At 37.9% G+C, this 26,669-nt stretch carries 25 protein-coding genes; 23 read left to right on the forward strand and 2 right to left on the reverse strand.

Annotation, left to right across the window (positions count from 1 at the left end):
* Nucleotides 1-2 precede the first annotated feature (2 nt).
* The 12 genes from ymfI to ACFSBH_RS08850 all read left to right on the forward strand — a co-directional run bounded on the left by ymfI (nucleotide 3) and on the right by ACFSBH_RS08850 (nucleotide 11,978).
* The gene (gene ymfI, locus ACFSBH_RS08795) at nucleotides 3-719 is read left to right on the forward strand and encodes an elongation factor P 5-aminopentanone reductase (RefSeq protein WP_251510602.1); all 717 of its coding nucleotides are present in this window, start codon (nucleotides 3-5) and stop codon (nucleotides 717-719) included.
* Between the two features lie 75 nt (nucleotides 720-794).
* Complete coding sequence (locus tag ACFSBH_RS08800; RefSeq protein ID WP_251510599.1) at nucleotides 795-1,058, forward strand: DUF3243 domain-containing protein; 264 nt, start codon at nucleotides 795-797, stop codon at nucleotides 1,056-1,058.
* 249 nt (nucleotides 1,059-1,307) lie between these two features.
* Nucleotides 1,308-2,099, forward strand: a complete 792-nt coding sequence (locus ACFSBH_RS08805) for a DUF3388 domain-containing protein (protein ID WP_251510597.1) — start codon at nucleotides 1,308-1,310, stop codon at nucleotides 2,097-2,099.
* Nucleotides 2,100-2,116: 17 nt separating this feature from the next.
* Nucleotides 2,117-3,022, forward strand: a complete 906-nt coding sequence (locus tag ACFSBH_RS08810) for a helix-turn-helix domain-containing protein (protein WP_251510595.1) — start codon at nucleotides 2,117-2,119, stop codon at nucleotides 3,020-3,022.
* Between the two features lie 196 nt (nucleotides 3,023-3,218).
* The gene (gene pgsA, locus ACFSBH_RS08815; protein ID WP_251510591.1) at nucleotides 3,219-3,797 is read left to right on the forward strand and encodes a CDP-diacylglycerol--glycerol-3-phosphate 3-phosphatidyltransferase; all 579 of its coding nucleotides are present in this window, start codon (nucleotides 3,219-3,221) and stop codon (nucleotides 3,795-3,797) included.
* On the forward strand, nucleotides 3,794-5,044 hold the full coding sequence (locus ACFSBH_RS08820) for a competence/damage-inducible protein A (RefSeq protein WP_251510589.1): 1,251 nt from the start codon (nucleotides 3,794-3,796) through the stop codon (nucleotides 5,042-5,044). The genes pgsA and ACFSBH_RS08820 overlap by 4 nt, the downstream gene beginning before the upstream one ends.
* A 175-nt stretch (nucleotides 5,045-5,219) precedes the next feature.
* Nucleotides 5,220-6,269 (forward strand): recombinase RecA, encoded by a 1,050-nt coding sequence (gene recA / locus ACFSBH_RS08825; protein WP_285853509.1) that lies wholly within the window; start codon nucleotides 5,220-5,222, stop codon nucleotides 6,267-6,269.
* Nucleotides 6,270-6,483: 214 nt separating this feature from the next.
* On the forward strand, nucleotides 6,484-8,049 hold the full coding sequence (gene rny, locus ACFSBH_RS08830) for a ribonuclease Y (RefSeq protein WP_251510587.1): 1,566 nt from the start codon (nucleotides 6,484-6,486) through the stop codon (nucleotides 8,047-8,049).
* Nucleotides 8,050-8,667: 618 nt separating this feature from the next.
* Nucleotides 8,668-9,465, forward strand: a complete 798-nt coding sequence (locus ACFSBH_RS08835; protein ID WP_251510583.1) for a TIGR00282 family metallophosphoesterase — start codon at nucleotides 8,668-8,670, stop codon at nucleotides 9,463-9,465.
* A 126-nt stretch (nucleotides 9,466-9,591) separates the two neighbouring features.
* Nucleotides 9,592-9,852, forward strand: a complete 261-nt coding sequence (locus tag ACFSBH_RS08840) for a stage V sporulation protein S (RefSeq protein WP_251510580.1) — start codon at nucleotides 9,592-9,594, stop codon at nucleotides 9,850-9,852.
* Between the two features lie 149 nt (nucleotides 9,853-10,001).
* Nucleotides 10,002-11,558 carry a tRNA (N6-isopentenyl adenosine(37)-C2)-methylthiotransferase MiaB gene (gene miaB / locus ACFSBH_RS08845; protein WP_251510577.1) on the forward strand — a complete coding sequence of 519 codons (1,557 nt, stop codon included), beginning with the start codon at nucleotides 10,002-10,004 and terminating at the stop codon, nucleotides 11,556-11,558.
* The gene (locus ACFSBH_RS08850; protein ID WP_251510564.1) at nucleotides 11,559-11,978 is read left to right on the forward strand and encodes a YlbF/YmcA family competence regulator; all 420 of its coding nucleotides are present in this window, start codon (nucleotides 11,559-11,561) and stop codon (nucleotides 11,976-11,978) included.
* A gap of 86 nt (nucleotides 11,979-12,064) precedes the next feature.
* On the opposite strand, the gene ACFSBH_RS08855 is transcribed toward ACFSBH_RS08850, so the two are convergent.
* Nucleotides 12,065-12,637, reverse strand: coding sequence for an outer spore coat protein CotE (locus ACFSBH_RS08855; protein ID WP_251510562.1), 573 nt, complete (start codon nucleotides 12,635-12,637; stop codon nucleotides 12,065-12,067).
* A 402-nt stretch (nucleotides 12,638-13,039) separates the two neighbouring features.
* Here ACFSBH_RS08855 and mutS point away from each other — a divergent pair, with 402 nt between their 5' ends.
* The 9 genes from mutS (at nucleotide 13,040) to glnA (ending at nucleotide 24,375) form a co-directional block, all read left to right on the forward strand.
* Nucleotides 13,040-15,616, forward strand: coding sequence for a DNA mismatch repair protein MutS (mutS, locus tag ACFSBH_RS08860; protein WP_379597107.1), 2,577 nt, complete (start codon nucleotides 13,040-13,042; stop codon nucleotides 15,614-15,616).
* A gap of 30 nt (nucleotides 15,617-15,646) precedes the next feature.
* Nucleotides 15,647-17,482, forward strand: a complete 1,836-nt coding sequence (gene mutL, locus ACFSBH_RS08865; RefSeq protein ID WP_379597109.1) for a DNA mismatch repair endonuclease MutL — start codon at nucleotides 15,647-15,649, stop codon at nucleotides 17,480-17,482.
* Nucleotides 17,483-17,541: 59 nt separating this feature from the next.
* Nucleotides 17,542-17,991 (forward strand): Dps family protein, encoded by a 450-nt coding sequence (locus ACFSBH_RS08870; RefSeq protein ID WP_379597111.1) that lies wholly within the window; start codon nucleotides 17,542-17,544, stop codon nucleotides 17,989-17,991.
* Between the two features lie 18 nt (nucleotides 17,992-18,009).
* A complete protein-coding gene (gene miaA / locus ACFSBH_RS08875) occupies nucleotides 18,010-18,945 on the forward strand; it encodes a tRNA (adenosine(37)-N6)-dimethylallyltransferase MiaA (RefSeq protein ID WP_251510550.1) in 936 nt (311 codons plus the stop codon).
* 37 nt (nucleotides 18,946-18,982) lie between these two features.
* Nucleotides 18,983-19,207, forward strand: a complete 225-nt coding sequence (hfq, locus tag ACFSBH_RS08880) for an RNA chaperone Hfq (RefSeq protein WP_251510547.1) — start codon at nucleotides 18,983-18,985, stop codon at nucleotides 19,205-19,207.
* A 140-nt stretch (nucleotides 19,208-19,347) separates the two neighbouring features.
* Nucleotides 19,348-20,271: an AAA family ATPase gene (locus tag ACFSBH_RS08885; protein WP_251510537.1), complete on the forward strand. Its 924-nt coding sequence runs from the start codon at nucleotides 19,348-19,350 to the stop codon at nucleotides 20,269-20,271.
* 13 nt (nucleotides 20,272-20,284) lie between these two features.
* Complete coding sequence (gene hflX, locus ACFSBH_RS08890) at nucleotides 20,285-21,523, forward strand: GTPase HflX (protein ID WP_251510534.1); 1,239 nt, start codon at nucleotides 20,285-20,287, stop codon at nucleotides 21,521-21,523.
* A gap of 6 nt (nucleotides 21,524-21,529) precedes the next feature.
* Complete coding sequence (locus ACFSBH_RS08895) at nucleotides 21,530-22,774, forward strand: methionine gamma-lyase family protein (RefSeq protein WP_251510530.1); 1,245 nt, start codon at nucleotides 21,530-21,532, stop codon at nucleotides 22,772-22,774.
* Nucleotides 22,775-23,037: 263 nt separating this feature from the next.
* Nucleotides 23,038-24,375 carry a type I glutamate--ammonia ligase gene (gene glnA / locus ACFSBH_RS08900; protein WP_251510528.1) on the forward strand — a complete coding sequence of 446 codons (1,338 nt, stop codon included), beginning with the start codon at nucleotides 23,038-23,040 and terminating at the stop codon, nucleotides 24,373-24,375.
* A gap of 52 nt (nucleotides 24,376-24,427) precedes the next feature.
* Here glnA and lexA read toward each other — a convergent pair whose 3' ends face one another.
* Entirely contained in the window at nucleotides 24,428-25,051 is a 624-nt protein-coding gene (lexA, locus tag ACFSBH_RS08905; protein WP_251510526.1) for a transcriptional repressor LexA, read from the reverse strand.
* Nucleotides 25,052-25,339: 288 nt separating this feature from the next.
* On the opposite strand from lexA, the gene ACFSBH_RS08910 reads away from it, so the two are divergent.
* Together ACFSBH_RS08910 and ACFSBH_RS08915 are read left to right on the forward strand one after the other, a co-directional pair.
* Entirely contained in the window at nucleotides 25,340-25,996 is a 657-nt protein-coding gene (locus ACFSBH_RS08910) for a YneB family resolvase-like protein (RefSeq protein ID WP_379597116.1), read from the forward strand.
* Between the two features lie 316 nt (nucleotides 25,997-26,312).
* Nucleotides 26,313-26,546: a DUF896 domain-containing protein gene (locus ACFSBH_RS08915; RefSeq protein WP_251510521.1), complete on the forward strand. Its 234-nt coding sequence runs from the start codon at nucleotides 26,313-26,315 to the stop codon at nucleotides 26,544-26,546.
* Nucleotides 26,547-26,669 lie beyond the last annotated feature (123 nt).

A 26,669-nucleotide genomic window follows, 5' to 3' on the forward strand; every position in this document is an offset into this window, starting at 1 on the left:
CAATGAAGCGTACGGTTTTGATTATTGGTGCAAGCAGCGATATTGGATTAGAGATAGCGAAACAAAGAGCGGCAAAAGGGGACCAATTAATTCTCCACTATCATTCGAATAAGACAAGGATTAATGAATTAGCCGACGAAATAGCGATTGATCAAGTTCTCCAAATTATACAGGCAGATTTATCACGAACGGAAGGAATTGAACAACTACTAGCTAATCTTGTGTTTCATGTTGATATTATCATCTTCTCAAGCGGAAAAACTGAATTTGGCTTGTTTCAAGAGATGAGTCACGAATCGATGGACAGTATGCTTAAGCTCCATATTGAAGCACCGTGGAGAATTACACAGCAACTGCTTCCTTCGATGATTAAAAACAGTTTCGGCAACATTATTTTCATTACATCGATTTGGGGGGATATCGGAGCAAGCTATGAAGTGCTGTATTCGACAGTGAAGGGTGCACAAAACAGTTTTATTAAAGCTCTTGCGAAAGAAGTTGCACCAAGTAATATTACAGTAAATGGAATTAGTCCGGGATTCATTGATACGAAGATGAACGCGAGTTTATCTCAAGATGAGAAAAAGGAAATATTTCAAGAAATTCCTTTAAAACGACCTGGCTATCCCCGTGAAGTAGCTGAGGCAGTCGATTTTATATTGAATCATCCTTTTATGAACGGCCAAATCCTTCCGATTACAGGAGGATGGATGATTTAACTTCTTTTTCTAAGTGTATAAAGTAAGTGAAATGTAAAATACTAAACGTATCACTAGAAAAAGGAGGCTTTCTTAATGTCTATTCTCGATAATTTCGATTCATGGAAAGGGTTTCTTGCCAATCGATTACAACAAGCAAAAAACAGTGGGATGGATCATGAAACAATTACAAATGTAGCACATGAAGTGGGAGACTATTTAGCATCAAATATTGATGCTAAAAATAAAGAAGAAGCTGTATTGAAAGAACTTTGGAATGCAGCATCTGAAGAGGAGCAACAAGCAATCGCTAGCTCCATGGTGAGATTGGTGGAAAAACAAGGCAATAATAATGGATAAATAGTGGAAGAAGCTGTATAGTTAAACTATACAGCTTCTTTTCCATTTGTTTTATATTTCGCTTTTCACGGACTAAAAAATGATTTATAGTAGAAATAGAAAACATACGTAAATGCTGCCATTATAAAACAGGTGACCATCAGTCTGAAATATGTAAAACTGAGGCATTAATCCTGTTCCATTTGATTGTCTATTAGTGGGGATTAGAGGACCCCACTACTTGATGTTTCATTATAAAGGAGAATTGTAATGGAAAGAACAGAATGGTATCTCGAATATGAAAACCAAATTAACCGCCCAGGTTTATTAGGTGATATTTCATCTTTATTAGGTATGCTTTCGATAAATATCATCACAATAAACGGGCTTGAAAATTCAAGAAGATGCTTGTTGCTGCTCTCCGAACATGATGAAAACATCAAAAGACTGGAGTCCATTTTAGAGACTGTAGATATTATTAAAGTGTTAAAAATACGTAAACCCAAACTTAAAGACCGTATGGCCGTCAGGCACGGGAAATATATCCATACAGATAATGATGATCGGAAAACAGTTCGGTTCGTGAGGAATGAACTTGGAATTCTTGTCGATTTTATGGCAGAATTATTTAAGCAAGATGGTCATAAATTAATTGGTGTAAGAGGAATGCCCCGTGTTGGAAAGACAGAGTCCATCGTTGCAGCAAGTGTTTCGGCAAATAAACGTTGGCTCTTTGTTTCGAGTACAATGATTAAACAAACCGTAAGGAATAAACTGATTGCCGGTGAATATAATACGGATAATATTTTTATTATTGACGGTGTTGTCTCAAAAAAACGAGCAAATGAAGAACATTGGCGGCTGATTCGTGAAGTGATGCATTTGCCGGCTGTAAAAGTTGTAGAGCATCCTGATATTTTTGTACAGGCGACCGAATATACGTTGGATGATTTTGATTACATTATTGAATTAAGAAGCCACGAAGATGAAGAAATTACATACGACTCAATTGAAAGTCAATCCTTAAGTCAGAATAGTGGTTTTAATATGTTTGATTTCTGAGATGGAAGGTGTTAATTATGGATGTAGGTGCTAGGCTGAAAGAAGCGAGAATCGCAAAAGGCCTTTCATTGGAAAGTGTACAAGAAACAACAAAGATTCAAAAAAGATATTTAGTAGCAATCGAAGAAGGAAATCTTCACTTATTACCTGGTAAATTTTATGCTCGTGCATTTATTAAAGAATATGCATCTGCTGTCGGTATAGATTCTGATGAATTGCTTGAAGAGCATAAAGAAGAAATACCTAAGTCAGAAAGTGATAGTGAAATCCAATATACAAGAGTAGAACGTGCGCAAAGAGAGAATTCAGCCGAACGGTCAAATACCTTTTTCTCGTTACTCCCTAAAATAATAGTTGTTTTGTTGATCGTAGGTATTATTGGTGCTGGTATTTGGTTCTATAATCAAGCGTCATCATCAGATGAACCAGAAAAAATTGAAGAGTCGGATACAGTAATAATAACAGATGATAATAATACTCAAGATAATGGTGAGTCAGCAGTTGGTGACGATGAAAATTCTGACGACACAGCTGAAGAGACTGACGAAGAGAGTACAACTGAAGAAGATTCAAAGGATGAAGAAGGTCAGGAAGTAGTTATTGAAGTGGAAGAGGTTGGCACCGGTTCTACGCCTGAATCCACCATATCCCTAACTAATCCTAATGATGAATTGATATTTACATTCGAATCCAGTACGAATGTGTGGTTGGATGTTAAAAATACCGCAGGGGAGGCTTTCTTCGCTGATTTCGTTACAACAGCTAATTCACCTGTAGAGGTTGATTTGACTGGAGAAGAAGCAATCTATTTGAACATTGGAAGTACCCCTAACTTAGAAATTGATATCAATGGTGTTCCGTTTGAATATCCTGTTGATCCAAATGAAAGAGACCATCAGCGGTTATGGTTCAATGTTAATTAAAGTCTTGAGCATTAACCCTTCCAAATGCATGCGGAAGGGTTTTATTATGGTATAATAAGAAAAATCTGGGACTTGATTAACGAATTTACGGGTAATGCGTGTACGGAGTAGCACGAAAGATTTTTATAATTATGGTCCATTCTTAATAAAATTTCGATATTACAAATTATCATTGGAAAATCAAGGAGGAAAGTCAATGAATTTACCTAACAAACTTACTATTTCTCGTATCATTCTAATTCCGATATTTATCCTTATACTCTCTTTACCACTAGATTTCGGAGCGTGGGATATAGGAAACACTTTATTACCTATCCATCATTTCATCGCGGCAATGATATTCATCATCGCTTCTGCCACAGATTGGGTAGACGGATATTACGCAAGAAAATATAATCTCATCACCAATCTTGGTAAGTTTCTTGATCCATTAGCAGACAAGCTTCTTGTATCTGCGGCATTAATCATGTTGGTTGAAATGGATTTAGCGGCAGCATGGATTGTTATCGTCATTATCAGTAGAGAATTTGCAGTTACTGGCTTAAGACTCGTTGCTGCAGGAGAAGGAATCGTTATGGCTGCGGGGAACATGGGTAAATTAAAGACAGCAACACAGATGATTGCTATTATTTTGTTATTGCTTCATAATTTTCCGTTCTCTTACTTGAACTTTCCTCTAGGAACCATCATGCTTTACTTAGCTTTATTTTTCACTGTTGTATCTGGTATTGAATATTTTTATAAAAACTGGCATGTAATGAGGGATTCGAAGTGAAGAAACAGTACAAAGCTGAAATTGTTGCAGTCGGGACCGAATTACTTTTAGGTCAAATTGCTAATACGAATGCTCAATGGATTTCGCAACAGCTAGCATTATATGGGATCAATGTTTTTAACCATGTGGTTGTTGGTGATAATCTAAAACGTGTGACAGATACATTTAAACAAGCCCATGAGCGTTCGGATATTATCATTGTTACAGGAGGTTTAGGACCGACTGAAGACGATCTGACAAGGGAAGCGTTTCAGGCATTCAGTAATCTTTCCATGACGGAACATGAAGCTTCTATGAAAAAGATAGAGACTTGGTTCCAGAAAACTGGTTGGACGATGACACCGAATAATCGTAAACAGGCTCGTGTATTTGAAACTGCTACTGTTTTAGAGAATAAACAAGGCATGGCACCAGGAATGATTGTTCAATTTGATGAGAGGACTTGGATTTTCCTTCCTGGTGTCCCACGAGAGATGAAGTCCTTATTCAACGATGAGATTTTACCGTATCTTTATAAACTAACAGGTAAAGAACAGATGATCCGATCAACTATTTTAAAATTTCTTGGTATCGGTGAATCGACGTTAGAACATGAATTACAAGATTTAATTCAGAAGCAAACGAATCCGACGATAGCCCCTTTAGCAACCGATGATGGAATTATCATTCGACTGACTGCCAAAGCAGATTCAAGTGAAGCCTTGGAAAGACTCCTAGCAAAAACTAAAGCAGATATTCTTGACAGGGTAGGAGATTATTTCGTAGCTGAGGGAGAAAAAACAATTGAACAAGTGATTGTTGAGAGATTGAACCACAAGAAAGTATCGATTGCAGCTGCAGAAAGCTTGACTGGTGGCAAGTTTATTGAGCGTCTCGTCACTGTTCCAGGTGCAAGTGCAGTAGTTCAGGGCGGGATTGTATGTTATAGCCCTGACGTGAAGATGAATCTATTGGAAATTCCCAAACAACTCATTGAAGAAAAAGGTACTGTAAGTGAAGAGTGCGCGATTCTGTTAGCTAGAAACGTAAGAGATAAATTAAATTCAGCTATTGGAATCAGTTTCACAGGAGTTGCTGGTCCTGGAGAAATGGAAGGCAAACAAGTGGGAACAGTCCATATCGGATTGTCTATCAAGGGTGAGGAAGATCGAGTTTATAGTTTCCAGTTACAGGGAAATCGTAATGTGATTCGTAACCGTGCACTTTTAAAAGGACTGGAATTAATTTTAAACGCTATAAAACTTTAATATCTATCGGTTTAATCACTTATAGCTTCACCTTTCTAGTCTCCAACTCTATTGAAAACTTAAAAATGACATCTTAATCCAGTATGAAAATTATCGAACGTTTATTCGTTTTTTGCTTGTCAAATGGTGAAAAAAAGCGTATGATGGAGATAGATAATTTGAGGAGGTAAATTCATTGAGTGAGAGAAAACAAGCATTAGATATGGCTTTGAGACAAATAGAGAAACAATTTGGTAAAGGATCGATCATGAAGCTTGGGGAAGAACAAAATCAAAAGATAGCTACCATCCCAAGTGGTTCTTTAGCACTTGATGTTGCGCTAGGAATTGGTGGATATCCAAAAGGTAGAGTAGTAGAGATTTACGGTCCTGAGTCCTCGGGTAAAACAACTTTTGCTTTACATGCAATTGCAGAAGCGCAAAAGCAAGGTGGACAAGCTGCTTTTATCGATGCTGAGCACGCATTGGATCCGAATTATGCTCGTGCACTTGGTGTAAACACTGATGAATTGCTGTTATCCCAGCCTGATACGGGTGAGCAGGCTCTTGAAATCACAGAAGCTCTTGTACGAAGCGGTGCTGTAGATATCATTGTTGTAGACTCAGTTGCGGCTCTTGTACCGAAGGCTGAAATTGAAGGTGAAATGGGAGACTCTCATATGGGTCTACAGGCTCGATTAATGTCACAAGCTCTTCGTAAACTATCAGGTGCAATCAATAAATCGAACGCTACTGCCATTTTCATCAACCAAGTACGTGAAAAAATTGGTGTCATGTTTGGTAACCCTGAAACGACTCCGGGGGGACGAGCATTGAAGTTCTATTCATCCGTCCGTCTAGAAGTGCGCCGAGCGGAAACATTGAAGCAAGGCAATGAAATGATCGGTAACCGAACTCGTGTCAAAGTTGTAAAAAATAAAGTAGCACCGCCATTTAAACAAGCAGAAGTGGATATAATGTATGGTGAAGGTGTTTCTAAAGAAGGCGAGATCATCGATGTGGGTGCTGAGCTGGATATCATCCAAAAAAGTGGAGCTTGGTATTCCTATAAAGGTGAACGTCTAGGTCAAGGTAGGGAAAATGCAAAACAATTTATGAAAGAAAATCCGGAAATCTTTGACGAAGTTAATAGTGAGATCCGTAAACATTATTCTCTTGAAGCAAATGCAAATGTGAATGAGGACGACGTAGCTTCACCAGAAGAGCAAGAAAGTTTAGATATATAATAAGCGAGCTGTCCATCCAATTACATTGGGTGAACAGCTTTTTTTATGTAAAATACTGCCTATGTTTCCTTGACAATAAGTAAATTGACAATTAAAATTAACAATGTATAATTTTATTCAATTATACGTTAATTATTAATCCTTGCATTGATAATGGGTACATGAAGAAAATAATGAATTGTACAACAACTTTATAGCAATAGGAGGTGAAATTATGGACCACCCTTTAATCATCTCCCTTTTGCTAGTATTCATCCTTATCATAGGTCTGTTTGTTGGTTATCTGATTCGTAAATCGATTGCTGAGGCTAAAATTTCCAGTGCAGAAAACTTGGCAAAGCAAATAGTAGAGGAAGCAAATCGAAATGCGGATGCAGCTAAAAAGGAAGCCCTCCTTGAAGCAAGAGACGAGAACCATAAATTACGTCAGCAAGCAGAGGATGAGCTGCGTGAACGTCGTGCGGAACTCCAGAGGCAAGAAAATCGTTTGACTCAAAAAGAAGATCTTCTTGACAAGAAGAGTATCACCCTTGATACACGTGAATTATCACTGGAAAAAAGGGAAGATTCTTTAGCAGAGAGACAACAACAAATTGAAGCATTAGAAAGCAAAGTGGAAGCTTTAAAAGATGAGCAGCAGGCTGAACTTGAACGTATTTCAGGATATACAACGGACCAAGCTAAACAAATTATTTTAGAACGCATTGAAAAAGAAGTTAAGCACGAAGCAGCTATCATGATTAAAGAAGCAGAAAATCAGGCGAAAGAGGAAGCGGACAAGAAAGCGAAAAATATCCTTTCATTAGCTTTACAACGCTGTGCTGCAGATCATGTTGCTGAAACAACCGTATCTGTCGTAAACCTTCCTAATGATGAGATGAAAGGTCGCATCATTGGACGAGAAGGAAGAAATATAAGGACATTAGAAACGTTGACTGGTATTGATTTAATCATTGATGATACACCAGAAGCTGTTATTTTATCTGGATTTGACCCAATTCGCCGGGAAATCGCCCGTATGGCATTAGAAAAACTCGTACAGGACGGTAGAATCCATCCAGCGCGAATTGAAGAAATGGTAGATAAGGCGAGACGTGAGGTTGATGAATATATCCGTGAAGTCGGTGAAGAAACGACATTCGAAGTTGGTGTGCACGGACTGCACCCTGATCTAGTTAAAATACTAGGTCGTCTAAAATATCGTACAAGCTATGGTCAAAACGTATTGAAACATTCAGCGGAAGTTGCTTACTTATCCGGTTTGCTTGCTGCAGAACTAGGAGAAGATGTAATATTAGCAAGAAGAGCTGGTTTACTTCATGATATCGGGAAAGCAGTTGACCATGAAGTTGAAGGCAGTCACGTAGAAATTGGTAAAGAGCTTGCTCAAAAATATAAAGAACATGAGGTTGTTATCAATTCTATCGCTTCACACCACGGTGATGAAGAACCTACCTCAATTATTTCTGTATTAGTCGCTGCAGCTGATGCTTTATCAGCAGCTAGACCTGGTGCAAGAAGTGAAACACTGGAGAATTATATTAAGCGTTTAGAAAAGCTTGAAGAGATTTCCGAGTCCTTTGAAGGAGTAGAGAAATCTTACGCTATTCAGGCGGGACGAGAAATTCGCATTATGGTTAAACCTGATGAAATTGATGATCTTGAATCCGTTCGAGTGGCGAGAGATATTCGAAATCGAATCGAAAGCGAGCTTGATTATCCAGGTCACATTAAAGTGACTGTAATTAGAGAAACAAGAGCAGTTGAATATGCCAAATAAAAGCAGTCATTTCGACTGCTTTTATTTTTTCTATTTGTTTAGTTAAACAGTGGGGATACATTATATAATAAGCTGCAAATTACTTAACTTAAAATATCCCAAGACTACTATTGGTAGTCCGCAGCCGCCGATACACCTTCGCTTTCCGTGGGCGGCTGGTGAGCCTCCTCAGGCGCAAGCGCCTTGTGGGGTCTCACCGATGCCTCTGCTCCCACAGGAGTCTTCGGTGTATCGGGGGCTGCTCCCAGGGAAATCGAAAGTTTGAACTTTGCATTATTGAGTAAAGCTAGCCACATATAGACCGTAATTTAGCATTGAAAATATGGCATTATTATATATTTTTTAGCCAAGTGAATGTTATAGCTCTATGCTGGGTATAGTACGATGTGCCAAATAAACTTAAAGCAGGGAGCAGTTTAAAAACCTCAAGACTCCTGCAGGAGGATGGAAAAGAGCGTGGCCCCGTCAGACTAAGAATGCCACGGCCTTTCCGTCGGAGGCTCACGGGCCGCCTGTTGAAAGCGAAAAGTATTTGGACTCGGACTTTAGATAGTAAGGTTTCTATTCTTAATTTGCAAAGACTATAAATAAATTATTAAAGATTAGGATGATTAAAGAATGAAAATATTATTTATTGGTGATGTGGTTGGTTCTCCAGGACGGGATATGGTGAAGGAATATCTCCCTAAACTAAAAGAAAAATACAGACCAACCATTACGATATTGAATGGTGAAAATGCTGCGGCAGGAAAAGGGATTACCGAAGAGATCTACCGAAACTTCCTTGAATGGGGTGCTCAAGCCATAACGATGGGTAACCATACTTGGGACAAAAAGGAAATATTCGACTTCATTGATGACGCAAAATATCTTATTCGACCAGCGAATTTTCCTGAGAATAACCCTGGGAAAGGTCTGGTATTTTTAACAGTTAACAATATAGAAGTAGCTGTTATTAATCTTCAAGGAAGAACTTTTCTTCCGGCAATTGACGATCCTTTCCAGAAAATCGATGAATTAATTAATGAAGCGAGCAAAAGGACAAATATAATTTTTGTGGATTTTCATGCTGAAGCCACAAGTGAAAAACAAGCTTTTGGTTGGTACGTCGATGGCCGAGTTAGTGCAGTTGTGGGAACGCACACCCATACGCAAACAGCGGATGAACGAATCTTGCCTGAAGGCACCGCATACATAACAGATGTAGGCATGACGGGACCTTATGAGGGAATACTAGGTGTCGAACGAGAAGCGGTATTAAAACGTTTTCTCACCTCCTTACCTGTACGTTTTGAAATTACAAAAAAGGGTAAAAACCAATTAAACGCAGTGCTTGTTTCCGTTGATACAAAAAGTGGGAAGTCAACAAAAATTGAACGGATCATGATCAATGATGACCATCCCTTTTTCAGCTGATTTCTTACTATGAAAGTATCAGAATTTCTTCATTGTCAGCTTTATACAGGTTAAGGGAATAAGCGTACAACTCCAAGAATATAGTAGTGATAGGACCACAAAACTGAGGTAAGGGAGGTACTAGTAATGGAAGTATTAAAAGTTTCATCTAAATCTAACCCAAATTCGGTCGCGGGGGCTCTGGCAAATGTGCTGCGGGAACGAGGAACTGCAGAAATACAAGCAATCGGTGCAGGAGCATTAAATCAATCAATTAAAGCTGTAGCGATTGCCAGAGGGTTTGTTGCGCCTAGTGGAGTAGACCTTATTTGTATACCAGCATTTACAGATATATTAATTGACAATGAAGAAAGAACAGCAATCAAATTAATCATTGAACCGAGGTAATACTGAAGTAGCTTCTACACCTTCCTTATCTGAAAGGAAGGTTTTTATTTGCAGTTTATCTGTATATATTGTTAAATTTATTTAGAAGCCTTATACTAGTATAATGTACCCTTATACATACATGACAATTAGTTGAAAGGAGATCAGTCATGAACGAGGAGCAAAGGAAAGAGCAGGCTCAAATTAGTCCGGAACAAAATGTTGAGCGTATCCGAAATACCTCAAGTGATGAAATGATCGCTAAGTATTTCCATACGAGCTATTCACCTCAAACTCCAGATATAAAGAAAGCTAGAAAAAGAAAAAGAGAAGAAGTTCAATTTAAATATGACTTCACAATTCCGGAAGATATGCAAACAATCGGACAGGGTAAAAAGTTCTTGATCCGGACATATGGTTGTCAAATGAATGAACATGATACGGAAGTGATGGCCGGTATTTTTATAGAAATGGGCTATACCGCAACTGACGATGTAAAGGATGCAGATGTAATTTTACTAAATACTTGTGCCATCCGTGAAAATGCGGAAAATAAAGTGTTTGGTGAAATAGGACATTTAAAACCATTGAAACTGGAAAATCCAGATTTAATCATAGGGATTTGTGGTTGTATGTCTCAAGAAGAGTCCGTAGTCAATAGGATCTTGAAGAAACATCAGCATATTGATCTTATCTTTGGTACCCATAATATCCATCGTCTTCCTCACTTGATTAAAGAAGCGATGTTTGGTAAGGAAATGGTCGTGGAAGTTTGGTCAAAAGAAGGCGATATTATTGAAAACCTGCCAAAAGCCCGTAATGGTAAGATTAAAGCATGGGTTAATATTATGTATGGTTGCGACAAGTTCTGTACGTACTGTATCGTACCGATGACAAGGGGTAAAGAGCGAAGTAGAAGACCTGAGGATATTATCCAAGAAGTGAGACATCTAGTCGCACAAGGATATAAAGAAGTAACTTTACTAGGTCAAAATGTGAACGCATACGGGAAGGACTTTGAGGACATTGATTATACGTTTGGGGATCTAATGAACGACATCCATAAAATCGATATCCCGAGAGTCCGTTTTACCACGTCTCATCCACGTGATTTCGACGACCATCTAATAGAAGTATTAGCACAAGGTGGAAACTTGTTAGACCATATCCATTTGCCAGTCCAATCTGGGAGCTCTGAAATACTTAAGAAAATGAACCGTAAATATACACGAGAAGATTATCTCGAGTTAGTACGTAAAATCAAAGCTGCTATCCCAAATGTCACATTAACAACAGATATTATCGTCGGTTTCCCGAATGAAACAGAAGAACAGTTCGAGGAGACAATGACATTGATGGAAGAAGTGGGCTTTGAAGCAGCCTATACCTTTATTTATTCTCCTAGAGAGGGAACGCCTGCAGCCATGAAAAAAGACGATGTACCAGAAGAAGTGAAGAAACAACGCTTGTATCGTCTGAATGAGCTAGTAAACAGGCAAGCAGCAGAGTCAATGAAGAAATATAAAGGTAAAACCGTTAAAGTACTGGTTGAAGGTGTAAGTAAAAAGAACCCTGAAATTCTCGCAGGTTATACAGAGAAAAATAAACTTGTGAACTTTAAAGGGCCAAAATCAGCGATTGGACAAATCGTTGATGTAGAAATCACAGAAACAAAAACCTGGTCCTTAGATGGGGTTATGGTAGAAAATAAAATTGAGGTGACATAAATGGCACAATATACGAGAAAAGAAGTGCTTGAAGAAGCAAAGAGATTAGCAGAAATGCTTGCAAATACTGAGGAGATTGATCGTTTCAAAGAACTGGAAGTAAAGATCAATCAAAATATTAAGGTCCAAAGTTTGATTAAAAAGATTAAAGCTTTACAAAAACAAGCTGTAAATTTACAAGCGTATGATAAAAAAGAAGCATTAACTCGTGTCGAAGAAGAACTTGATCGCATGCAGGAAGAGCTGGATGGAATTCCAATCGTTTCTGAATTCAAGGAAATCCAAGTGACTGTAAACGATGTTCTTCAACTCGTATCCGCTACGATTTCCCGTGAAGTAACTAATCGAATTATCGAGTCAACTGGCGGAAATGTTTTAGAAGGCAAAACGGGCAAAACATTAACTAACATATCAGAGTAGTAGAAAAAACCAAGCAGAGGCAACTGCTTGGTTTTTTTTGGATTCTTTTCAAAAAAAATTACGAGAGAAATCTCCCTCGTAATTTGTTAATCTCTTTTCTTCATAAAATCTGTTTTTACATTTTCTAATTCCTCATCTGAAACCTTGTGGCCCCAGATTTCATCATCGTCGTCTTCCAACTTATCCGCTTCCCAACTAGGTACTACTTTTACAAGTAACTTTGTATCACCAATTACTTGAACGACAAATTCCCTTTCAACTTCTACAAGGACTTTATTGCCTTTTTTCTCAATCTTACACTCTAGGCAATTTGGTTGCTGCAATACTTTTGCAATTACATCGAAATCATCATCTATGCAGTTCTCGTCTTTTAAGGAAAGGGGAACGACATCCTGATATTTTACATTTTCTGTAACGACTTGTGTTTTCGTATTATCATTATAGGAATACCAAATATTGATTTCGTAACTTCCATGGATCTCCACGCTATCTGCAGATTTCATTTTAGCATGATATAGGTGATTAATTACCCAGCATCCTAGAATGCTGGATGGACGATTATTTGGAGTTACGGTATGGGTTTCCTTTGTGAATTTACGCCCTTTTCCGATCACTGCTTTAGTAATGATTTCTCTATAATCTTTTTTAAGAAAAGACATAGCTGTATTTACCTCCTCTTTTTTCATAGTCATTTTATGCAGGGCAAACACCTAAAGTGCATACTAAGATTTTTAGAAAAATATAACGTATGAAATTTGTTAATTTATCAGCAAATACAGGTTCCTGATTAATTCAGAGATTCTCTCCTGGCGGTCCGCAGCCCCCGATACACCTTCGCTTTCCNTTGATTAATAAAAAAATCATTAATTTTGTGCTAAATCTTTATTCACATAATTGAATAATTTCTTTTAAGTTAAAATTTAATATCAGTTATAATCTTATCCTTTCAATTCACTGTGAAATTAGCCGATTAACAATTAGAAAAAACAGTCTTATAGAGCTAAGTGAATGATGTATGCTATAATTATTGAAGAAGATTAAGGGTTTTTGGAGGCTTATACATGGTAAAACACACACCAATGATGGAACAATATTTGAAAATTAAAGCTGAGCATCAAGATGCTTTTTTATTTTATAGGCTTGGAGATTTTTATGAACTATTTTTTGATGATGCAATCAAAGCAGCGAGAGAATTAGAAATAACACTGACAAAACGAGGGTCACAAGGTGATAAGGAAGGTATCCCAATGTGCGGAGTTCCCTACCACTCTGCAGAAAACTACATAAAAACATTAATTGAAAAAGGATATAAAGTTGCGATCTGTGAACAGGTGGAAGACCCTAAAACAGCTAAAGGTGTAGTGAAAAGAGAAGTTGTTCAGATCGTTACTCCTGGTACGGTCATGTCTCAAACGATGTTAAAAGAGGGGGAGAATAACTACCTTTGCAGCCTTTCACATTTCCAAGATGGCTCATTTGTTGTTGTTTATAACGACTTGTCAACTGGAGAAAACCGCCTCACTCTGATTAAAGAGGGATGGGATGCTGTTCTTCATGAGTTATACAACCAACCAATACGTGAAATTGTGATTCCGTCTACGTTGAGCGAAGAATTCCAAACCCAATTACGGGAGAAGTTACAAGTTACATTATCCTATCAGGATGAAGTTACCTTCAATGCGGAGTACAGAAGCTTGACTGAAAACTTAAATGATGAACGATTAATGAAGGCGTTCAGCCGTCTTCTTAATTATATTCAAAAGACGCAAATGCGCTCTTTAGATCATTTAAAACAGGCAACAATCATCGAATTGAAGGATTATTTATCTTTAGATATGTATTCCAAACGTAATTTAGAGCTTACAGAGACTATCATTAAAAAAGGGAAGCACGGAAGTTTACTCTGGGTTCTTGATAAAACTGTTACCGCTATGGGGTCACGGATGATGAAAAAATGGATTGAACGGCCTTTGCTTAACAAACAAGCTATTGAAAAGCGATTAAATATCGTTGAGTCGTTCCATGCTGGATTTATGGAAAGGGAAATGCTGAGGGAGTCTTTGAAATCTGTATATGATATGGAAAGGCTTGCCGCAAGAATCGCCTTTGGAAATGTGAACGCACGAGACCTTATTCAACTAAAACAATCCTTACGTAACATACCGGAGATCAAAAAAATACTTCAACAGTTTCCGGCACCTGAAATGAAAGAGTTAGCGGACGAATTGGTTTATCCTGAAGATATTGTAGATATATTAGAGCAAAGTATTATTGAAGATCCGCCAGCTTCGATTACAGAAGGCGGAATTATTAAAGATGGCTATAACGAGCAATTAGATTCATATCGTGATGCATCACGTAATGGTAAACAATGGATTGCAGAACTGGAACGAAAAGAAAAAGATTTAACAAATATTAAATCTTTAAAAATAGGATTTAATCGTGTGTTTGGCTACTATATTGAAGTCACGAAGTCCAATACACATCTGTTGCCTGAGGGAAGATATGAGCGGAAACAAACGCTGGCTAATGCTGAACGTTATATTACTCCAGAATTAAAAGAAAAAGAGACTTTAATTTTGGAGGCGGAAGAAAAAAGTATAGACTTGGAGCACGCACTATTCCTTGATATAAGAGAAGAGATGAAAGATCATATACCACTATTCCAACAATTAGCAGATCATATCAGTAGAATCGATTGTCTTCAGGCCTTTGCGACGGTTAGTGAAGAAAACAATTATACTAGACCACGTTTTGTGGAAGATAAGCTGACAATTAAAAATGGAAGACACCCCGTTGTTGAAAAAGTGATGTCAGATGGTACATTTGTACCGAATGACGTTTCATTGGATAAAGAAAATAGTATTCTATTAATTACGGGACCAAATATGTCTGGGAAAAGTACGTACATGCGACAACTGGCTTTAACGGTCATTATGGCCCAAATAGGGTGCTTTGTGCCTTGTGATGAAGCGGATTTAATTGTTTTTGACCAGATTTTCACTCGTATTGGTGCTGCAGATGATCTTGTTTCGGGCCAAAGTACGTTCATGGTGGAAATGCTTGAAGCAAATCATGCACTCGCTAAAGCAACGGACCGCAGTTTAATTCTTCTCGATGAAATCGGTCGGGGGACAAGTACCTATGACGGTATGGCGTTGGCACAAGCGATTGTGGAATATATCCATAATAATATTGGTGCTAAAACATTATTTTCGACACATTACCATGAGTTGACTGCCATGGAGAAGAACTTGAACCAGTTAAAAAACATTCACGTCCGTGCCGAAGAGTATGATGGGAATGTTGTATTCTTACACAAGATCAAAGAAGGATCTGCTGATAGGAGTTACGGTATTCAAGTTGCTAAACTGGCTGGTTTACCAGAAGCGTTGATTGAGCGGGCAAATACTATATTAATAGAACTGGAAGAAGGTTCGAAGCCGGCACCAGTTACAGAAAAAATCGAGTCTGGACAGCTCTCTTTCTTCATTGAGGAGAGGGAGAAAGAAAATGAGAAACAACCGACCAAAAAAGAACATCATATCATTGATGAGCTTAAAAACTTGAATTTATTTGAAATGACACCAATGGAAGCAATGAATGCATTATATAAACTCCAAAAGAAAGTGAAGTAACAGTATTTGAAAATATGAGAGGATGTTTGCATGAAAATTAAACAGATGCCTACTCAACTTGCTAATAAAATTGCAGCGGGAGAGGTTGTCGAACGTCCTGCATCTGTTGTAAAGGAGTTAGTGGAAAATAGCATTGATGCCGGCAGCAGTTTCGTTAAGGTTGAGATGGAAGAAGCCGGCATCGGGCGAATTAGAGTAACAGATAATGGAGAAGGAATGAGCTCTGAGGACAGTGAAAGAGCCTTTCTTCCTCATGCTACAAGTAAAATCAATGATGAGAATGATTTATTTCATGTCCGTACACTCGGCTTCCGTGGGGAAGCTTTAGCAAGTATTGCTGCTGTTAGTAAATTGACTTTAAAAACATCAACTGGTGAAGAAGCTGGGACAAGTCTATACTTGGAAGGCGGAGAAATCGTTGAAAAGAGCAAAAGTGATGCACGTAAAGGTACTGAGATAACTGTTGATGAGTTGTTCTACAATACACCTGCCCGTTTAAAATATATGAAGAGTCTGCACACAGAGTTAGGACATGTAACAGACTTGCTGAACCGGCTAGCTTTGTCGTATCCAGAAATCCGTTTTGAAGTTATCCATAATGGCAGAACTCTTTTTAAAACTTCTGGAAGTGGAGATTTATTACAAGTTATTGCCCAGATTTATGGGATGTCTGTTGCTAAAAAAATGCTGCAGATTGAGCATAAAACATTAGATTATGAAATAACTGGTTTTATAGCAAAACCTGAAGTGACGAGGGCATCGAGAAATTTTATCTCGACCATTATTAACGGAAGATATATAAAAAACTATCCATTATCAAAAGCTGTAGTGGATGGCTACCATACGTTATTGCCGATCGGGAAATATCCATTAGTAGTGCTTAACATTACAATGGCACCAATATTAGTGGATGTAAATGTTCACCCAACAAAATTGGAAGTAAGGTTCAGTAAGGACAAAGCTTTATATGAATCAGTAAAAGAGACTATTCAAGCAGCTCTTCGGCAGGAGACACTCATACCAGAAATGGAATATAAAGAGCCGAAAAAGAAGCCAATTTCTACACAAGAACAATTTTCATTTGATAGCAATCCGGTAGAAGAGAAGGAATTTATTGCTAATAAACCAGCTGTTGAAACTGAGCCAAACATAGAAAAATCAACAATTCCAGAAGAACCAGTACAAATGATAAGAGAACCGATAACAGTGGAGGAAAAGGAGCCGAATCCGAACCCTGTTGTAGCTACTTCAGATGAGGCAGAGCCAGAGCCACAATTTGCGGATCGGATTCCACCGATATATCCAATTGGTCAGCTTCATGGTACGTACATTCTTGGTCAGAATGATGAAGGATTTTATATGATTGATCAACACGCTGCCCAGGAACGAATAAAATACGAGTTTTATAAAGAAAAACTAGGGAAACCTAATAATGAATCACAGCAACTGTTAATTCCATTGACTTTTGATTTTTCCAATGAGGAGGCATTGTTTATTGATGCCCATCAAGATGAATTGGAGAAAGTCGGTCTTTATTTTGAGCCTTTTGGCCGTACAAGTTACGTCATTCGTTCTCATCCGAATTGGTTTCCAAAAGGTTTTGAGGAAGAAGTTATTCGCGAGATGTTGGAGCACGTCATGAAAGAAGAAAAAATCAATGTGGAACGTATTCGTGAAGAAGCAGCTATTATGATGTCGTGCAAACGTTCCATCAAAGCGAATCATTATTTAACTTTGGAAGAAATGGCTAGATTGCTGGAAGATTTAAGGAAAACGGTAGATCCATTCACTTGTCCACACGGAAGACCAATCATTATTCATTTTTCGTCCTATGAAATTGAGAAAATGTTTAAAAGAATTATGTAAAGGTATAAGATTCAACAAGCAGGACAAAACTGATAAGAAAACAGTGTGAGGTGAATAAATTGGACAATCAACGTTTAATTAATCATTTAAACCAACTGCTTTCCAACCACTTTATTCTTTATGTAAAACTTCACCGTTACCATTGGTATATCCAAGGAAGAAATTTCTTTCGGCTTCATGAATATTTTGAGGAATTGTATGAGCGGTCTTCAGAATTCTTAGATGAAGTTGCGGAAAGAATTTTAATGATAGGTGGAAAACCTTTGGCAACGATGAGTATGTATTTGAAGCAAGGCACTTTGGAAGAGGCCAACGCAGATGATACGGAAGAAGAAATAATTGCACAGCTTATTCGTGACTTCGAGCAAGTAGCTTCTGAAATTAGAGAAACAGGTCTTCCTTTAGCAGAGGAGTATGAAGATGAGCCGACAACAGATATTTTAATTGAGCAATTATCAGCTTTTGAGAAAGAGTTATGGATGCTTCGCAGCTATCAAAACGAGAAATAAGTATATAGGGGTAATACGATGAAGAAAACAGTCATAGCAGTTGTTGGACCGACAGCCGTCGGAAAGACGTCCCTCAGTATTATGTTGGCAAAACGTTTTAATGGGGAAATCATCAGCGGTGATTCCATGCAAGTATATAAGGGAATGGATATAGGAACTGCTAAGGTCAGTGAGGAAGAAATGGAAGGAATTCCTCACCATCTAATTGATATAAAAGAACCGGCTGAAGAATACTCTGCAGCAGATTTTAAAATGGATGTTTCAAAGAAGATTGATGAAATATCAGCCAAAGACCGCCTACCGATTATTGTAGGCGGTAGTGGATTATACATACAAGCCGCTCTCTATGATTATAATTTTCCTAGTATCCCAAGGGATGATAATAGGACAGAAGAACTTATGAGGGAAGCACGAGAAGCAGGGATAGAAAGGATCTATAACCGTTTAGCAGAAGTGGATCCCGAACAAGCAGAGAAGATCCATCCTAATAATCATCGCAGAGTCATCCGCGCGTTAGAAATATATGAAACTACCGGGAAGACTAAAACGACATGGGAAAAAGAGCAAAAGCTTGAATCTCCTTACAATGTATTGTTCATTGGGTTAGAGATGGATAGAGAATTGCTCTATCGTGAGATTAATAAACGTGTTGATTTGATGATGGAAAACGGCCTCTTAGAAGAAGTTACTACACTATATAATAAGGGTTACAAAGATACACAAGCTATGAAAGCTATTGGTTATAAAGAGTTTATTCCATATCTAGAGGGTAGGCAAGGATTGGATGAAACCATTGAAATATTGAAACAAAACTCTCGAAGATATGCAAAAAGACAATATACCTGGTTTAGAAATAAATTACCAGTAGACTGGTATTCCGTTGAACCAGTGGAAAAAGATAAAAAGTTTTCAATGATTTTATCTAAAGTAGCAGGAATATTGGAAATGAAGTAGAATTAAGATTATATAGATAGAAAAGGGAGGAAGTACCATGGCACAAAACGTTAACATTCAAGAGCAGTATTTAAATCAATTGAGGAAGAACCATGTTTCAGTTACCGTGTTCTTAACAAATGGTTTTCAATTAAGGGGGATCATTAAAGCATTTGATAACTTTACGGTATTATTAGAAACTGATGGCAAACAGCAATTGATATTCAAACATGCAATTTCAACTTTTGCACCAGTTAAAAATGTTAGCTTAGAAAATGAGTAATAAATAACGGATGCGAATTACTGCATCCGTTTTCTAATGAACTTATTATTTATTTTTCCAGGAACTCACTTATGCTTCACTGGGCGTTTGTCACATTTTACGGAGATAAACGTATACTGTGATGACGAAGGAGTGAGTATATGGAGACGGGAATGACAGCAAATCGGAACGGCCGCATCAATATTATTTTGCAGGATATTCCACCTCATGTAGAGCGACGAAAAGGAAATTTAAACTATAACAAACAATTTAAACAAATAGATGAGGCTTTTTCTCAGTTTGTAGGCATTCAACAAATTAAAACGACGATTAAACAAATATATTCCTATTATCTCATAAATGAAAAGCGTAAAGAATTAGGGATGGCTTCGAACGCTCAAGTTTTGCATATGCTATTCAGAGGTAATCCTGGCACTGGAAAAACAACGGTAGCAAGAAGGCTGGCAAAACTTTATTTTGATTTGGGTATACTTTCTAAAGGCCACTTTATTGAAGCTGAGCGTGCCGATCTAGTAGGGGAATACATTGGGCAGACGGCTCAAAAGACGAGGGCAATCATTGAAAAGGCAATGGGGGGTATACTATTCATCGACGAGGCGTATTCACTCGCGCGTGGTGGAGAAAAAGATTTCGGTAAAGAAGCGATAGATACACTTGTAAAGCATATGGAGGACGGCAGTGATGATTTTATCCTCATACTTGCTGGTTACCCTTATGAAATGCACCGTTTTCTAGCTACAAATCCTGGCCTCGAATCCAGATTCCCATTCATCTTGGACTTCTCTGATTACAACTTGGAAGAATTGATGGAAATAGCGCATCACATGGTAAAATCAAGGGAATATCGCTTGACGAAAGAGGCTGAAAATAAATTAAGGAACTATCTTTATCAAAAGCTAGCTGTAAAAGAAAGGAATTTTTCCAACGCACGTTCGGTAAGAAATATAATGGAGCGGGCAATCCGTATGCAGGCATATCGTCTCGTTCAAGCTGAAAATTATGAAGCAGAACGTTTGATAGAAATTACCGCAACTGATATTCAATTTGATACTACACCCGTTTAAAGAGAGGGATTATATGGAAGAAGAAAAAATCATTATTATTGCAGTAAGAAAGCCAGAACAATTAGTTGAACGGTTTGAATCTTCTTTAGAGGAAATCATTTCATTGAGTAATACTGCAGGTGGGAAGGTGGAAGGGGTTATCACCCAAAACCGAAACCGTATTCACCCTGCGACATATATAGGAGAAGGTAAACTTGAAGAGATCAAGAGGGAAATTGAAGAAAAGGATATAGACCTCGTCATTTCGAATGATGAATTGTCGAGTGGACAATTACGTAACCTCAACAATTACTTAGGCATACCAATCATCGATCGAAGTCAGTTGATACTTGATATTTTTGCTCAGCGCGCGCAGACCAAGGAAGGTAAACTTCAGGTTGAACTTGCTCAATTGGAGTATCTACTGCCAAGACTTCGGGGACAGGGGATTGCATTGTCCCGTCTTGGCGGTGGAATTGGTACAAGGGGCCCTGGTGAAACCAAACTGGAGACGGATCGCCGCCATATCCAGCGAAGAATTGTAGACATTAAACGTAGGCTTGAGCAAGTGGTAAAGCAGCGGGAACAGTATCGTAAACGGAGAAGAGAAAATGATACATTTCAAATCGCGATCGTTGGCTATACAAATGCAGGCAAATCGACATTATTTAACCGACTGACCGATAGTGACACATTGGAAGAAGATAAATTATTTGCAACGCTTGATCCTTTGACAAGGAAAATTGAACTCCCTTCCGGTTTTAAAGCGTTGATTACTGACACGGTCGGTTTTCTTCAAGATTTGCCGACATCTTTGATTGCAGCTTTCCGTTCAACATTGGAAGAAGTGACAGAGGCTGATTTCCTGTTGCATGTGATTGATGCATCACATATTGATTATGAAAAACATATCGAGACAGTAGGCGAACTATTAGATGACCTAGATGCAAATAATCTACCTATGTTGTATGTCTACAATAAGAAAGATTTGTTGGAGAATGATTTTCTGCCACTACATCATCCATATATATTGTCATCGGCATACGAAACAGAGGATATTCAACATCTTCTTGAAAAAATAGAGGAAATACTGATGAAACAATGGACTCCATTCCAAGTCGCATTGGAAACAGATGCCGGCAAAGTAATGAGCCAACTTGGGAGAGAGGCAATCATTACAGAAAAAAGATTTGATGAACAAGAGAACCTATATCATATTAAAGGGTATATTCAAGAGAACCATTCATTAAATAAGATTTTAAAGGAGCAGTAAAGAAATATGCTGAAGGATTTAATCAACCAGACTGAACAAGATATAAAAGAAATAAAGGAACATATAAATAATATAGTTGAAAAAAATCAACAACGAGTATTGGATGCATTTATTGATAATCGGGTAAGCGATAGCCATTTTAATTCCACTACCGGTTACGGTTACGATGATATGGGACGAGATACACTGGAGGCGGTGTATAGGGATGTTTTCGGAACAGAAGATGCACTCGTCCGTCCCCAATTAGTTTCTGGCACTCACGCCATATCAACCGCTTTATTTGGCGTTCTACGTCCTGGAGATGAGTTAATGTATATTACAGGTAAGCCATACGATACATTAGAAGAAGTGATTGGTAAAAGAGGGAATACACCAGGTTCCCTTCGTGAGTATGCTATTTCGTATCAGGAAGTGAATTTGCTGGAGGATGGCAGCGTCGATTTTGCCCAGATTAAAGAGGCAATAAATGTTAATACAAAAGTTATTGGGATCCAACGCTCCAAAGGATATGATAATCGTCCGTCTTTTACAGTGGAAGAGATCAGAGACATGGTAGAGTTCGTTAAGGAAGTAAAAGAAGATGTCATCGTGTTCGTAGATAATTGTTATGGTGAGTTTGTTGAAGAATTTGAACCAACTCATGTTGGAGTTGATTTGATGGCCGGTTCGCTCATCAAAAATCCTGGTGGAGGAATTGTACGCTCAGGCGGTTATATCGTCGGCCGTGAAGAATTAGTGGAACAATGCGCAAATCGCTTAACGGCACCGGGACTGGGTAAAGAAAGTGGCGCAACTTTAAATATGCTTCAAGAACTGTATCAAGGTTTTTTCCTTGCACCTCATGTGGTTGGTGAAGCGTTAAAAGGAGCGATTTTCACTTCACGATTTCTCGAATTGGCTGGATTTGAAACAACACCAGCTTACCAAAGTAAACGAACGGATTTAATCCAATCTGTTAATTTCGATTCATCAGAGCAAATGATAGCATTCTGTCAAGCAATTCAAGAAAATTCTCCTGTCAATGCTTATGTCACGCCGTATCCAAGTGAAATGCCAGGTTATGAAGATCAAGTCATAATGGCAGGTGGAACGTTTATTCAAGGATCCAGTATTGAACTTTCTGCGGATGGTCCAATCCGCCCTCCATACACTGCCTATGTACAAGGTGGACTTACATATTCCCATGTGAAACTAGCTTTGACCCGTGCTGTAGCAGCCCTTGAAAGAAAAGGTTTCTTATTTGTCAAATAGGGTATAGTCAAAGTGGAATACATGTTGTACAGCTTCGTATTCAAGCGTTGGGAGGACTACATCCTCCCGCAGGCTTGGATCCAATAGCTCCATTCTATTGTATTTCTCCATAATAATATTTCATTAATTCATTTCAAGCATTTTTTATAACTCAATACTTTTACGTTACGCTGAGAAAATTGAAAAATGCGGAAAATTATGTGCAAGGAATAGGGATATTCTATTTCTTCGTATATAAATTTATACTGTTGGAGGAGATCTAGTTGGGAACGAAATTTACCAAAGATGCAATCAAAGAAAAAATTAAAGATGAAAATGTACGTTTTATACGGCTTCAATTTACCGACATGTTAGGAAAGATTAAAAACGTGGAGATCCCGCTTAGCCAACTTGATACGGCTTTGGATAATAAAATGATGTTTGACGGTTCATCCATTGAAGGGTTTGTACGGATTGAAGAATCCGATATGTATTTATGTCCTGATCTTGATTCTTTCGTAGTTTTTCCGTGGACATCCGATAAAGGAAAAGTCGCACGATTCATTTGTGATATATACAATGCGGATGGCACACCATTTTCAGGTTGTCCTCGTTATAATTTAAAGAGAAACCTAAAGCGGATGCAGTCACTTGGCTTTGATACTTTCAATATTGGAACTGAACCTGAATTCTTCCTATTTAAATTAAATCAAAAAGGGGAGCCGATCCTAGAGTTAAATGACCATGGTGGTTATTTCGATCTTGCGCCAAATGATTTGGGTGAAAGCTGTCGTCGCGACATCGTGCTGGAATTAGAGGAAATGGGCTTTAACATTGAAGCATCCCATCATGAAGGGGCTCCGGGTCAACACGAGATAGACTTCGAGTATTCCGAAGCAGTAAGGCATGCGGATGATATACAGACATTTAAACTTGTCGTAAAAACGGTTGCTAGAAAACATAATTTGCACGCTACCTTTATGCCAAAGCCTTTATTCGGTGTAGATGGTTCAGGAATGCATGTTAATATGTCGCTGTTCAAAGATGGAAAGAACGCGTTTTATGATGAATCAGGTGAAAGAGAGCTGAGCAAAACTGCATATCAATTTATTGCAGGGTTGTTAGAACATGCAACTAATTTTACTGCTATTACCAATCCGATAGTCAATTCTTATAAGCGGTTGGTTCCAGGATATGAAGCTCCTTGTTATGTTGCTTGGTCAAGTTCTAACCGCAGTCCGCTTCTTCGTATTCCAAGTTCTAGGGGAGTCGGGACTAGAATCGAAGTCCGTAGTGTAGATCCGGCTGCCAATCCATATTTGGCAATGTCCGTTCTTCTTGCAGCTGGATTAGATGGGATTGAGAATGAAAAAGAACCTCCAAAAGCAGTTGACCGAAATATCTATGCAATGACAAGAAAAGAAAGAATTGAAAATGGTGTGAAGGACTTGCCATCAACTCTTAAAGATGCACTCGATGAAATGGAAAAAGATCCAGTCATCATCAAAGCTTTAGGTGATCATCTATTTAATCATTATGTTGAAGCCAAAGAAATTGAATGGGAAATGTTTAATAATACCGTTCATCCTTGGGAACGAGAACAATATCTAACAACCTATTAATATATTAAAAAAACATCTGATCTTTGCATGCGATGCGAAGATCAGATGTTTTTTAATGGATATTGCGATATAAGCCGACTACTTTTCCTAAGATACTAACTTTATCATAGAATAATGGCTCCATCGTTGCATTTTCCGGTTGAAGACGAATTTTATTTTCTTCTTTAAAGAAGCGTTTAACCGTCGCCTCATCATCATCCGTCATTGCAACTACAATTTCCCCGTTATTGGCAGTGTTTTGTTGTTTAACAATAACCATATCACCATCTAGAATACCAGCTTCTATCATACTCTCACCTTCGATTACAAGAACAAATAGATTGTCATCTGGATTTGTGTGTGAACTTGGAACAGGGACAAATTCCTCGATGTTTTCTACTGCAGTAATAGGAATACCAGCAGTAACTTTACCAATGACAGGTGCATAGCGTGCTTTGTCCTTCGGTATATTTCCCTCTCCATCTAGATCAAGTATTTCGATAGCACGTGGTTTAGTCGGATCTCGTCGAATATAACCTTTTGCCTCAAGACGTTCCAGATGACCATGAACTGTTGAACTGGAAGCAAGACCTACTGCGACTGCAATTTCTCGGACTGAAGGTGGATAACCCTTTTCATTTACTTCCTCTTTTATGAAATCTAATATCATTTGTTGTCTTTTTGAAAGCTTAGTCATCTATTAATCACCTCGTACATAGAATTTATTATCACTAGTTTATCATCTCATATAACATAATGCAAACATTCGTTCTAAATAATGGTTGACAGGACCATTTGTTCGTGCGATAATATGTTCTGGAGAATAAAAGTTCGTGGATTGGGGAGGAATATACATGTTTAGTAAATTATTTTCTAAGTTTTCCAAGGAGGATATCTTCTTTATTGTTGTATTTGGGGTAACATTAGTATTTTTATATTTTTCTCTCATAACTAGCAGCTAATCTGGCAGAAGGAGAATTGGATCGTGAAGGCAATCATCTATTGTAGAGTGAGTACGGATAAGAAACAACAGGAAACATCATTACAAAGACAGTGTGAAGAATTATTTCAACTTGCAGATAGACATGGTCTGACAGTTGTAACTAGTATAGAAGAGCAAGAAAGCGGATATGAAATTAACAGGGATGGCATATTTAAGATGCTCGATCTATTTTCTAATGGAGAAGCACAATGTCTATTAATTCAAGATGAAACTCGATTAGGGAGAGGAAATACAAAAATCGCTTTATTCCGCCAGCTCCAAAAATTAGGGGTTTCGGTTTTAACATCTACACATGATGGAGAGCTCGAATTATCCGAGTCTGATTCTATGGTTTTACAAATCGTCGGCATAGTAGAAGAGTATCAACGTAAAATCCATAATATAAAAATCAAAAGAGGAATGCAGCGTGCAATAAAACAGGGATATAATCCTACAGATAACTTAAAAAATATTTCTAATGCACCCGGTAGAGAAAGACTGGAAGTACCCATAGAAGATATTGTTCGGCTCCGGGATAAGAACTTAACGTTTAGTGAGATAACAACCACCTTGAAAGGATTAGGATATAATATCTCTAAAGCAACCGTTCACCGTCGTTACCAAGAATACCAGGAGGATAGAAAATCTATCGATAAATAAAAACCCAAGACAAGCTGAAATGCTTGTCTTTTTTTGCCTTTTCCTTTATAAATATATTGGAAAACAAGACTAGACTTATCTTCGATATAAAAAGTTTTTATGTAATTCAGTGAAAATCTTCCGGAAGTCCGCAGTAAAATTTAATATGGAGCATTGAATATATAGGAAGAACTGGCTTCATTAGTTCAGCAATCCATTTATAATATTCTTTAATTAACGAGTAAATATGGATTATTATTTTTTGAAATAGGGTATTATTAAACTTTAGACGTAGATCTACCCTAATACTGAAATATAGTTTAAGGAGGCTTTAATCATGTTATCTCAAGAGAAGTTAGCAAGAATCAATGAGCTTGCCAATAAAGCAAAACAAACAGAGCTCACAGTTGAAGAGAGAGCAGAGCAAAAAAAACTGCGTGAGGAATATTTAGGTAACATTCGAGGATCATTTAAAAACCAATTAAAAACTTTGAAAGTAATTGATCCAGAAGGAAATGATGTAACACCACAAAAAGTAAAAGATATGCAAGAAAGAAATAGAAAGCACTAATTTGTTTACCCACTCATCTTGTTAGAGTAAAATGTTTGTGGGAGAACATATACCCTGTCTTTGGTGTTGAAGTCGCAAGACTTCAACACCAAAGACAGGGCAAGCAAGCGAAGCGCGGTAGTA

It is taken from the genome of Oceanobacillus luteolus (assembly GCF_042678205.1).
GTDB classification, from domain to species: domain Bacteria; phylum Bacillota; class Bacilli; order Bacillales; family Amphibacillaceae; genus Oceanobacillus; species Oceanobacillus luteolus.